Origin of the sequence: Synechococcus sp. R55.2 (assembly GCF_047462075.1) — a bacterium.
Lineage (GTDB): Bacteria > Cyanobacteriota > Cyanobacteriia > Thermostichales > Thermostichaceae > Thermostichus.
Window position 1 is genome coordinate 1 of record NZ_JANSIH010000039.1, and the last position, 11,085, is coordinate 11,085.

11 protein-coding genes are annotated in these 11,085 nt (G+C 64.6%); 6 read left to right on the forward strand and 5 right to left on the reverse strand.

Annotation, left to right across the window (positions count from 1 at the left end; genetic code table 11):
• The 5 genes from NW838_RS01370 to NW838_RS01390 all read right to left on the reverse strand — a co-directional run bounded on the left by NW838_RS01370 (position 1) and on the right by NW838_RS01390 (position 6,107).
• The gene (locus tag NW838_RS01370) at positions 1–225 is read right to left on the reverse strand and encodes a response regulator (RefSeq protein WP_414427351.1); all 225 of its coding nucleotides are present in this window, start codon (positions 223–225) and stop codon (positions 1–3) included.
• Positions 226–475: 250 nt separating this feature from the next.
• Positions 476–1,402 carry an ATP-binding cassette domain-containing protein gene (locus NW838_RS01375; protein ID WP_414427352.1) on the reverse strand — a complete coding sequence of 309 codons (927 nt, stop codon included), beginning with the start codon at positions 1,400–1,402 and terminating at the stop codon, positions 476–478.
• 11 nt (positions 1,403–1,413) lie between these two features.
• A complete protein-coding gene (locus NW838_RS01380; RefSeq protein ID WP_414427353.1) occupies positions 1,414–2,283 on the reverse strand; it encodes a hypothetical protein in 870 nt (289 codons plus the stop codon).
• Complete coding sequence (locus tag NW838_RS01385; RefSeq protein ID WP_414427354.1) at positions 2,280–4,169, reverse strand: hypothetical protein; 1,890 nt, start codon at positions 4,167–4,169, stop codon at positions 2,280–2,282. The genes NW838_RS01380 and NW838_RS01385 overlap by 4 nt, the downstream gene beginning before the upstream one ends.
• A 108-nt stretch (positions 4,170–4,277) precedes the next feature.
• On the reverse strand, positions 4,278–6,107 hold the full coding sequence (locus NW838_RS01390) for a DUF2339 domain-containing protein (RefSeq protein ID WP_414427355.1): 1,830 nt from the start codon (positions 6,105–6,107) through the stop codon (positions 4,278–4,280).
• Between the two features lie 152 nt (positions 6,108–6,259).
• Here NW838_RS01390 and atpB point away from each other — a divergent pair, with 152 nt between their 5' ends.
• The 6 genes from atpB to atpG all read left to right on the forward strand — a co-directional run bounded on the left by atpB (position 6,260) and on the right by atpG (position 10,958).
• Entirely contained in the window at positions 6,260–7,015 is a 756-nt protein-coding gene (gene atpB / locus NW838_RS01395; RefSeq protein WP_414427356.1) for a F0F1 ATP synthase subunit A, read from the forward strand.
• Between the two features lie 70 nt (positions 7,016–7,085).
• The gene (gene atpE, locus NW838_RS01400) at positions 7,086–7,349 is read left to right on the forward strand and encodes an ATP synthase F0 subunit C (protein WP_414427357.1); all 264 of its coding nucleotides are present in this window, start codon (positions 7,086–7,088) and stop codon (positions 7,347–7,349) included.
• Between the two features lie 51 nt (positions 7,350–7,400).
• The gene (gene atpF / locus NW838_RS01405) at positions 7,401–7,961 is read left to right on the forward strand and encodes a F0F1 ATP synthase subunit B (protein WP_414427358.1); all 561 of its coding nucleotides are present in this window, start codon (positions 7,401–7,403) and stop codon (positions 7,959–7,961) included.
• A complete protein-coding gene (locus NW838_RS01410; RefSeq protein WP_414427359.1) occupies positions 7,962–8,537 on the forward strand; it encodes a F0F1 ATP synthase subunit delta in 576 nt (191 codons plus the stop codon).
• 13 nt (positions 8,538–8,550) lie between these two features.
• A complete protein-coding gene (gene atpA, locus NW838_RS01415; RefSeq protein WP_414427360.1) occupies positions 8,551–10,095 on the forward strand; it encodes a F0F1 ATP synthase subunit alpha in 1,545 nt (514 codons plus the stop codon).
• Positions 10,092–10,958 (forward strand): ATP synthase F1 subunit gamma, encoded by an 867-nt coding sequence (atpG, locus tag NW838_RS01420; RefSeq protein ID WP_414427361.1) that lies wholly within the window; start codon positions 10,092–10,094, stop codon positions 10,956–10,958. The genes atpA and atpG overlap by 4 nt, the downstream gene beginning before the upstream one ends.
• The last annotated feature ends 127 nt before the right edge of the window (positions 10,959–11,085 follow it).

Genomic DNA, 11,085 nt, shown 5'->3' on the forward strand with positions numbered 1-11,085 from the left:
CTAATGCCAATCCAGTAGCACCAAGTCTGGGCGCGCCGAATCCAGACGCCGAGTCGCCTCCGCGACGCTGCACGCCATTAGCACTTGCTCAAATCCCGCCTCGCGCAACAGAACCGATAGAAACTCCAGAGCGCTCGGCTCATCGTCCACAACCAAGATTATCGAATCATGATAGCGTTGACTCTTGAGCATACGCCCACCGCCAATCACTGAGCCTACACGCATCCTGCACTGGATTGCTCCTTGCGCTCAGTGCCATTAATTATGCCGATAGCACAGCCGATTCCTGCTACTTTTTGGGGGAATCAGGGGCAAAATTGGGGTACTTTCTCTCAAGAGGTACCACGAAACACAGACACAGGCAGCACCCCATCTGAAGACAGTGCGCCTCTGCACCAGCCGCGAAACGACAGGAGCCGCTTGCGCTACCCTAGCCCTCCCCGTCGACGAGCAAGGTCTGGGGAGGGGCAACGAGTTAGCTCACCTCGCCCTTCGTGATTTGCATAAACACATCCTCAAGATCCAGCGACTCCTCGCGGAAGGCGGCGATGCGGTAGCCGTCGCGAATCAGCGCGGCGAGCAAGTCCGCCTGCTCCTCCAGCCCGCCCGCGAAATGCACATACAAACTGCCGTTGCGCGTTTCGACGCCATGCACATGCGATTCGCGCTCCAGCCGCTGGATGAGCGCGTCTGGCTCGCCGAGCGGCTTGATTTCCAGCACGCGGTTTGCCTGCAGCTGCGCCACAATCTCGTCCACCGCGCCCCACACGAGCAGCTCGCCTTTTTCGATGATGCCGATTTTGTTGCAGAAGTCTGCCAGTTCGGGCAGGATGTGCGAGGAGACCAGCACGATTTTGCCCATCGCGCCCAGCTCGCGGATGAGTTCCTTGATCTCGATGCGGGCGCGCGGGTCTAAGCCCGATGCAGGCTCGTCCAGCAGCAGCAGTATCGGGTCATGCACGAGGCTCTTCGCCAAGCACAAGCGTTGCTGCATCCCACGCGAGAGCGTCTCCACATAGGCGTCCTTTTTGACCGTCAGGTCGGTCAGCTCCAGCACATTGTCGATAATCGCGGCGCGTTGCGCTTTGGGGATACGGTACGCCGCCGCGAAGAACTCCAGATACTCGGTCACGGTGATGCCCTCGTACAAGCCGAAGAAGTCGGGCATATAGCCCAGCAGCGGGCGCACCTCTTCGGGATGGCGCACGATGTCGATGCCGTTCAGCGTCGCCGTGCCTGCGGTCGGCTCCAGCAGCGTCGCGAGCATCTTGATGGTCGTCGTCTTGCCCGCGCCGTTCGGTCCAATAAAACCGAACACATCCCCAGGATAGAGCTGGAACCGAATATCGCGCACGGCGACCAGCTCCCCATACTCCTTGCGTAGCCCTTGCACATCCAGCATAGCCAACTCCCCTACTTCCGCCAAGAGATTTTGACGCCGCGATAGGCGAATCCTGCAAACATTGCCCCCAGCCCCAGATACATCGCGCTCTGCGCAAAGCCCCAGAGCATATAGCGCAGCCCGTTCACATAGGCGTCCCAGTCGGTGGAGCCCCACCACCATGACGGGCTCACGCTCAGATCGTTTAACTGTGACGCCAAGTAGAATGGATTGGCGAAGATAATCAAAGTGCCCTCAAAAAGCGAAGCGACCCACGCAAGCATACCGTCTCGGTAGCTCTGCACCCCCTCGATGGTGCTTGTGCTTGGGTCGCTGCCCCCGCTGAATAGCAGGTAGAGGAACGGGAACAGCAGTAGCACGAAGACCTGCCCTGCATACAGCGTGGCGGCGGTCGTGAGCGTGCGCTTGAGCTTGAACGAGAGCCACAGTCCGACCGACACGAGCAGCGCGCCCCAGCTGAACAGCACAGTGAACGCCGCCGTGATGACATAGGTCGTCGCGTGGTGCGTGGTCAGCAAAAACGGCGCGAACAGCAGCGTGGTCAGCGCGACCCGCGCGAGCGCCGCGCCGTACTTGCCCCAGAAAATCTCGCGCGCCGTCAGCCGCGTGAGCGCAAGCGACTCCCAAGTCTGCTTCTCGTACTCCAGCGAGAACAGGTTGTACGCCATCAGCGGCGCAGCGATGCACATTACAAACAGCGCCAGCCACAGCGTCGCGAAGATGCTTGCCTCGTTGAAAACCGTCAGCTGCAGCACGAGCAGGTACACCAGCCCTATCCCCAGCACCGCCGCGCCGTACAGCCACGGTTGGCGTCGCCAGCGGTGGCGCGTCGCGCCCAGCAGGTGATAGCGCAGCAGCGGGTTCTCGCGGAGCGCTCTCATGGCGCATCGCCCTCCAACGGCAGGTTCACGATGTAGACCACCTCCGCCGCGCGTTCGGTCGCCTCGCCCAGTTCGGGCGGCAGCACAGGCTCCGACGCGCGGGCAATCAGCAGCGCACAGGGCGCGTCCTTGCGCTCCTCCAGCATCAGTTGCGCCAGCTGGTCAGGCGACAGCGCAACCACAGGCTCCCAGCCGCTGTGTCCATACGCGCTGAACGGCGGGGCGGGAATCAGCGGCTTGTTGCGCAGCGTTTGCGTCCCGCGCCCCTCCAGCGAACGGATGTTCACGGAGCCATACGGGGTCAGCACCCGCGCCTCGCGCAACTCGTAAGGCAGGCGGTTGCGCACCGTGCCCGACAGTCGCCACTCCCCGTTGCGCCGCGTCAGGCGCAGGCTGCCCTCAATCTGCCCCCGCAGCTGCACCGTGCGCGTGTAGCGGAACCACTGGAAGCTCAGGTTCGACACGCGGTAGCCGTCCACGCGCTTCGGGTCGCCCTCAAGCGTGCGCACGACGGTCGTCTGCCCGAAGCCCGCGCCGCGCTCGTCGGCGACGCCCGCCTCGACCATGTCGCTCTGGTCGAACTGCAGGTCGAACACGCCTGCGCGGGGGAAGAAGAAGAGCGCGCTATTGACGGCGTAGGCGTCGGGGCTGCCCGCCTGCGCAATCAGCACGGTCTGCACCTTGCTGGAGAGCGACTTGCGGTACAGCCCGCCCGCCAACTGCCACAGCACGCCCACAAAGACCAACGCAATCAGCGGCGTCGTGAGCCACGCCCAGTCCAGCGCGCGCAACCGCTTCAGGGTCCAGTAGTTAATCGGCACGACCAGCATAAAGTACGCGCCCAGCAGCGCCACAATCAGCATCACGCTGGGCGGGTCGATGTCGGCGTCGATGGTCATCTTTGCCTGACCCGACCAGCGGTCTACAGTGTAGCCCGACTGATTCGCGTGCAGGGCGGCGATGTTGAAACTCGGCGCGTAGGCAGCTGTGGCGTTCACTACCCGTTGCCAGAAGCGCACGCGGGCGTCGTAGGCGTTCATCGGTCGCTCCAGCGGGTTGAACGCCAGAAAGACGACCGCGCCCAGTCCGTAGGGGCGCACGGCGATCAGCGGTTGCGCGTCCTGTTGCAGCAGAACCTTGCCTGCGGTAAGTGTTGCTTGGGTGATGGTCGCGCTGCCCGTTGGGGGTCGCATGCCCAGCCAGTTGCCCAGCGCGGTCAGCTGCGCCACCTCGCGCGTGCCTTGCGGCTGGACGGGCAACAGGTCGCGCAGCGCCGGCGCCTGCAGGTAGACCGCGCCCGCGCCGCCCGAAGCGACCAGCGTGCCGCCCATCAGCACCCACAGGCGCAACGCCGCCCACTGCTCCGCCCGCAGCCGCTCCGCCCCCGAAGTCAGCACAATCAGCTGCGCCCCGCTGAGCGCAATCGCCTGCTCGGGGAACAGCTCAGGCGTGCAGTAGGCGACCTCGTACACGCCCTGCATCGGGCGGTTCGTGTGAAAATCGAGCATGAACGGGTTCCTGACGCCGCGCACCTGTTTGAGCACCTGCAGCCCGCCAATCGCGTCGCCGACCACCACCGCCAGCTGATCCACATCCAGCACGCGCTCGATGGGCAGGCGCGTCTCCACGCCGACGCCGCGCGCCTCGAAGCGGATGACCGCCAAGTCGCCGTAGCGCCCCACAATCGGCGTGGCGACCACCACCTTGCGCGAGCCTGCAGGCAGGTCAATCGGATACAGATACTCGCGCCTGCTGCCGAACCTGCCGACCGACACGCGCAGGATGCCCTGATAGTTGCCCTGCCGCGACTCAAGCTGCACAGCAATCGGGAACGCGCCGTTGGCAGCGGGCGCCCTGCCCAGCAGCGGCGTCGCCTTAATCTCCACGGGCGGCTGCCCCCACGCGCTTAGCAGCAGCGCCCCCCAAAGCCCCAAGCGAACCACCCAACGCCTCATGGCTGCCTTATTATACGCTGCCCGCGACGCGATTCCTGCTTAATTTGCGCGCGGCTCGACGGTTCCGAAGCGGCTGTAGAGCCACGCGACGCCAATCAGCGCAAGCCCCAGCCCCGCGAAACTCAACGCGCGGTAGGGCATCTGCAGGAAGCCCAAGTCGTACAGGAACAGCTTGCAGGTCGTCAGCGCGAGCATGCCCAGCCCCATCAGGCGCACGCCGCGCAGCGACGCCTGCACCCCGCCGACCAGCAGCCCCGCGCCGATGAGCGTCCACGCCAGCGACACGAGCATGTGCGCCAGCGGCGCGCCCCGCCGACCCGCCAGCTCGAATGCATAGAGTGTCTGCTCCGCGCTGCCCCACGCCAGCGCAATCACCAGCGCGGGCGCAATCAGCTGCGCGAGCGCACTGCGCGGGAACACCCCATCCAACGCCGACTGCGGGCGCGCCTGCATATCGCGATACAGCCCATAGAGCGCTGCGCCGCCGCCCGCAAGCAGCGCGAGCCAGCCGACCCCATGCTCGTTCAGCAGCACGACGCGCGCCCGAATCGGCTCAATCAGCACGCTCCACATCGCGGCGACCGCCGCCAGCGTCAGCAAGGCTCCGAACCCGTAGAGCAGGCGCGTTTGCCAGCGCAGCCCCACGAGGATTAGCCCCGCCGCCGTCAAGCCATACAGCACGACCTGCGCCGACGGCTGGAACTGCACGGCGATTGCCACCGCGACGCACACGACGCCGAGCGTGAATAGCGCAGCGTCGGCGGGCGAGTCTTTCGCGAGCGCCTTGAGCCAGCCGAGCGCGAAATAGAGCGCGCCCATCGCCGCCAGAAACGCGCCAGGATACTCGCGCCACTCGTCCCGAATCAGCGCGTAGCCCGCAAGCAGGTACGCCAGCGACGCCACAAGGAACAGCGCCAGACTCACCGCGTCGGTCGTGCGGCGGCGCAGCGCGTCAGGCAGCAGGTACGCCGCGCTGAACAGCGCGTAATACAGCGACACGAACCCCAGCGTCAGCCGACGGTATTCGGGCGCGTAGCTTGTGATTGCCCAGCCGTTCAGCAGGGCAATCGTCGCCACAAGGCAGGTCAGTTGGTGATACCGCCACTCGCGCCACGCGCTCACGGCGAGCATGCCCGCGTTCAGCGCAGCCAAGTAGCCGAAGAAGTTGGTGGGCGCGCCCCCACCATCGCCGCGCAGCCACACGGGCGCACTGAACCCGCCGAGGGTCGCCACAATCGCCAGCGTCTCCGAACCACGCCAGAGCGCGAGCGCAACGCCCAGCGCGGTAATCGCGCCCGTCAGCCCGAACGCGCCTGCATAGCTCAGCAGCGCGTAGCGTTCCCAGCCCGCCCAAGTGGTCAGGTACAGCGTCGCCAGCCCCGCGCCCATCAGCCCGTCGGAGAACCACCGCTCCGTGCGCTCCCGCGCCACGACGCCCAGCCCCAGTAGCAGCGCGCCGCCCACATAGCCCAGCGCCAAGCGACCCGCAGGCGAAAGCTGCGTCCACGCCCAGCCCAGAAAGAACGCCGTCGCCAAAAACAGCAGCGTCAGCCCCGTGTAGAGCGCGACCTTACCGCCCAGCACCCGCTCGAACGATTGCGCCTCCTCGTCCAGCGGCGTTGCAGGGGGCGGCGGTGGCGCAAGGGACGGCTCAGGGCGGACGCGGGTCTCGGCGGTCGGTTCAGGGCGAACACGGGGAGTCGCCCCTGCAGGAACGGTTTCGGGTTCAGGGCGAACACGGGGGGTCGCCCCTCCATTGGGTTCACGCGATTCGCGCGTCAGTTGTTCCTCCAGGGTGCGCACGCGATAGCTCAGCCGATACAGCTCCGACTTAATCGCCTCCAGCTCGCGGCGAGTCTCGTCAGTCATGATGTACCTCCTGAATCGAGATACTGCCTGCCCGCGTCGCCTGTTGCGGGACTTAAGTCCCGATTCGGCGCACGCGCCCGCACCCCTTGACGCGCTGAACGCCGAGCAGGTATACTATAGGCGTCTAAGGACGGCGAAGGAGACGCGCATCTGTGGACGGACAGCTGAACGCGCTTTGGGTATGGACGCAAACGGGTCTTGGGGCGCATGTGCCGCCGCCCGTTTTTTCTGTGCTATCGGGTATCGCGGCGCTCGCGCTGCTGCTGGTCGCCCTCGCAGCAACCCGCAACATGCAGCGTCGTCCAGGGCGGCTACAAAACCTTGCAGAGATTATCTACGAATTCTTTGACAACCTCGCCGTCAGCGTTGTGGGCGAACACGGACGCAAATATGTCCCCCTCGCAGGCACGATTTTCCTGTTTATCCTGTTTAGCAACCTCATGGGCTTGATTCCGCCCGGAATCGCGCCCACCGCCAGCTTGAACACCACGATTGCCCTTGCGCTGATTGTGATTGTCTATGTGCAGTATGAAGGCATCCGCGCGCGGGGGCTGGGCGGCTACCTGAAGCACTTCGCGCGTTGGGGCGAGGTGCCCGTGCTGCTATCGCCGCTATTGTTCGTCATCGAAATCGTCAGCGAGTTGGCAAAGCCCGTCTCGCTCTCAATCCGTCTGTACGCCAACATGTTCGGCAAGGAGCAGGTCACGATGGCGCTGATTACCGCGCTGGCGATGCCCATCTTTAAGGCGACCTTCATTCCTTTGCCGATTCAGTTCCCTGTGATGCTGCTTGGGTTGCTGGTGGCGTTCGTGCAGGCGTTTGTGTTCTCGATCCTGACGCTGATTTACCTTGCGCTGGCGACGGAGCATCATGAGGAGCATCACGGCGAGCATGCACATGCGCACTGAGACGCTTTCCTCTGCTACAGAGGAGCCGCCGCAGGGAGTTGCGGCAATACACTAAACAAGGAGGAACACTATGGAAGTAGGTACTGGGCTGTATCTGATGGGACTGGCGTTAGCCGTCGGCTTGGGCTTGCCGCTGGCAGTTATCGGCGCGGGTCTGGGTCAAGGGCGCGCAGTCGCGGGCGCGATGGAAGGGATGGCGCGACAACCCGAAATGGCAGGGCGCATCCAGACAGGCATGATCATCGGTCTGGCGTTTATCGAGTCGCTCGTGCTGTTCTCGTTCGTCATCTTCTTCCTGCTGCAGGGTCGCTTGCCGACTATTAGCGGGCAGTAATCACGGCGTCGGGAGGGGCAGTCCGCCTCTCCCGCAGGAGGTTCACGAACAATGCTCCAACTGTACCTGTATTTACCGAACCTGCTCGGCGCGGCGGAAGGCGGCAAGGGCGGCGGACTGCTCGAGCTGCTCGGAATCGACTTCAATATCCTGCTCATCCAGTTGGTCGGTTTCCTCGTGCTGCTGTGGGTGATGACCAAGTTCTTCTGGAAGCCGTTGAACGCGATGCTGGAGGCGCGCCGCCAAGACATCAACGCGACCTACGACAAGATCGAAGCCGACCGACGCGCGATGGAGCAGCTGCGCACGGAATACGAGGCGCGCTTGGCGCAGATTGAAGCGGAAGCGCGCGAGCGCATCCAGCAAGCCGTCGGCGAGGCGCAGCAACTGCGTGACCAAATCGTCGCCGACGCGCGCCGTCAAGCGGACGACATCGTCGCACGCGCCCAAGAGCAGGCGAAACTGGAAGGCGAGAAACTGCGCAGTGAGCTGCAGACCTATGTCGCCGACCTGACGCTCGCGGCGACCGAACGGCTGCTGCGCGAGGCGATGACCGACGAACGCCACCGCCGACTGGTGCAGGAATTCATCGAGACCGCGGAGGTGCGCTAAATGGTAGACCTGCGTGTCGCCCGACGCTACGCCCGCGCCCTGTTCGAAGTCGCGCTGAAGCAGAACCAACTGCAGGCGACGGCAGACGACCTGCGCAACCTGCGCGGCATCATGCGCGAATCGGATGAGCTGCGCGCCTTTTTCTACAGCCCGCTCATCCCGCGCGACCGCAAGCGCGACCGCCTGCGCGAGGCGTTCCGCGAGCGCGTCCAGCCCCACACGATGCGCATGCTCGAACTGCTCGTCGAAAAGCGGCGCGAAAAAATGCTCGACGCCGTCTGCGACGAGTTCCAGAAACTCCAAGAGGCGCATCAAGGCATCGCGCGGGCGCATATCCAGTCGGCGACCCCGCTCACCGACGCCGAACAGAACGCGCTCGTGCAGAAACTTCAGCAAAGCACGGGCAAGACGATTATCCCGACTTTCGAGACGAACCCCGAACTGATTGGCGGCGTGCGCGTGCGCATCGGCGACTACCAGATCGACGGCACGCTGCGCGGCGCGTTAGACCGCCTGCGCGACCACATCACGCTCGAAATCGAACGGCGCGGCGCACGCGCCACCAGCACAGAGTAAGCGAGGTGCAATCATGGCTATCCGACCCGAAGAGATTACCAGCATTTTAGCGAAGGAAATAGAGACCGCCGACGGCAAGCCGACCGCCGAAAGCGTCGGCACAATACTGCAAGTCGGCGACGGCATCGCCCGCGTGTACGGGCTGCCCGACGCGCAGATGGGCGAACTGCTGGAGTTCCCGCACGAGGTGATGGGCATGGTGCTGAACCTCGAAGAGGACAGCATCGGCGTCATCGTGCTTGGCTCCGACGAGGAACTCAAGGAGGGCGATCCCGTCAAGCGCACGGGGCGCATCGCCGAAGTGCCCGTCGGCAAGGCGCTGCTGGGACGCGTGGTGGACGCGCTCGGACGACCGCTGGACGGCAAGGGTCCCATCGTCGCCGAGGAGTACCGCCGCATCGAGGTGATTGCGCCTGGCGTCATCACCCGCCAGCCCGTCAAGCAGCCCCTGCAAACGGGCATCAAAGCCATCGACGCGATGATTCCCATCGGGCGCGGGCAACGCGAACTCATCATCGGCGACCGCTCCACAGGCAAAACCGCCATCATCCTGGACACCATCATCAACCAGAAATACACGCACGAGACCGAAGGCGAGAAGCCCGTGTACTGCATCTATGTCGCGATTGGGCAGAAGATGGCGGCGATTGCCCGCTTCATCGACACGCTGGAGCGCTACGGCGCGATGCAATACACCACCGTCGTCGTGGCGTCGGCGAGCGACCCGAACAGTCTGCAGTACCTTGCGCCCTACGCGGGCTGCGCGATGGGCGAATACTTCCGCGACAACGGCATGGACGCGCTGGTGGTGTACGATGACCTGTCGAAGCACGCGCAGGCGTACCGCGCGGTGTCGCTGCTGCTGCGCCGACCGCCAGGGCGTGAGGCGTATCCTGGCGATGTGTTCTATCTGCACTCGCGCCTGCTGGAGCGCGCGGCGAAGATGTCCGACGAGTACGGCGGCGGCTCGCTGACCGCGCTGCCCATCATCGAAACGCAAGCGGGCGATGTGTCCGCGTACATCCCCACGAATGTCATCTCCATCACCGACGGGCAGATTTACTTGGAGCCGAGCCTGTTCTACGCGGGTATCCGCCCTGCGATTAATGTGGGCATCTCGGTCAGCCGCGTCGGGGGCGACGCGCAAATCCGCGCCATGAAGCAGGTCGCGGGACGCCTGCGACTGGACATGGCGCAGTTCCGCGAGGTGCAGGCGTTCGCGCAGTTCGCCTCGGACTTGGATCGCGCCACCCAGCTGCAGCTGGCGCGCGGGCTGCGCCTGCAAGAGGTTCTCAAGCAGCCGCAGTTCACCCCGATGCCCGTCGAGGAGCAGGTGATGATTATCTTCGCTGGCACGCAGGGCTACCTGGACGACATCCCCGTCGAGAAGGTGCGCGCCTTCGAGGAGGGCTTCCACCCCTACATGCGCGAGAAGTACCCCGAGCTGGGCGAGAAAATCCGCCGCGAGAAGAAGCTCGACGAGGACACCGAGCGCACGCTGCGTCAAGCGATTGAGGCGTACAAGCAACAGTTCCAGAAGGAGCACGGGCTGGCATGAGAACGCTGCGAGGCATGCGCGCGCGAATCCGCGCGGCGAAGAGCATCCAGCAAATCACGCGGGCGATGAAGTTGGTCTCGGCGGCGCGCCTGCGTCGGGCGCAAGACCGCGTGCTGGCGGCGCGCCCCTACGCCCAGCGCATGCACGATGTGCTGCAGGAACTCGGACGCGCAGGCGAGCTGCCCGACCATCCCTTGCTGCAAAAACGCGAGCCGCGCACCGTCGGCTTCGTGCTGGCGACCTCCGACCGCGGGCTGTGCGGCTCGTACAACATGAACCTCATCCGCACGCAGCAGAACGCTATCCGCGACATGGGGCTTACCCCAGAGCAGGTGAAACTCATCTGCGTCGGGCGGCGCGGGTACCAGTTTTTCAGCAAGCGCGGCTACCCGATTGCGCTCTACCGCTCGATGCCGACCGCAGGCGCGGGGCTGGACGACGCGCGCGCCGTCGCCGACGCCGTGCAGGAAATGTTCATCAGCGGCGAACTGGATCGTGTGTACCTCATCTACTCGCAGTTCATCAACCCCGTGACGCAGCGTCCGACGGTGCTACCGCTGCTGCCCATCGAGCCGCCCGCAGGCGAGGACGACGGCGCACGCTACGACTTCGTGTTTGAACCGTCGGCGGACGAGCTGCTGGCGCGCCTGCTGCCCCGCTACCTGCTGACCCAAGTGCTGCAGGCACTGTTGGAAGCCAGCGCGAGCGAACACGGCGCCCGCATGACCGCCATGTCGATGGCGAGCGACAACGCAGGCAAGATGATTCAAGAGCTGACGCTGACCATGAACCGCCTGCGCCAAGCCGCCATCACCAAAGAGATTGCCGAAGTGGTCGGCGGCGCCGAGGCGCTCAAGGGCTGAGGATCACTGGGGGCGTCTATTATACCAATCGCCAAGCCAAAGTTCACAAAAAAACAGCAGTTGATAACCCCCTCCTTCAGGTTCCCCCTGCAAGCAGGGGGAACCAAGACCCTTCGGTTCCCCTCGC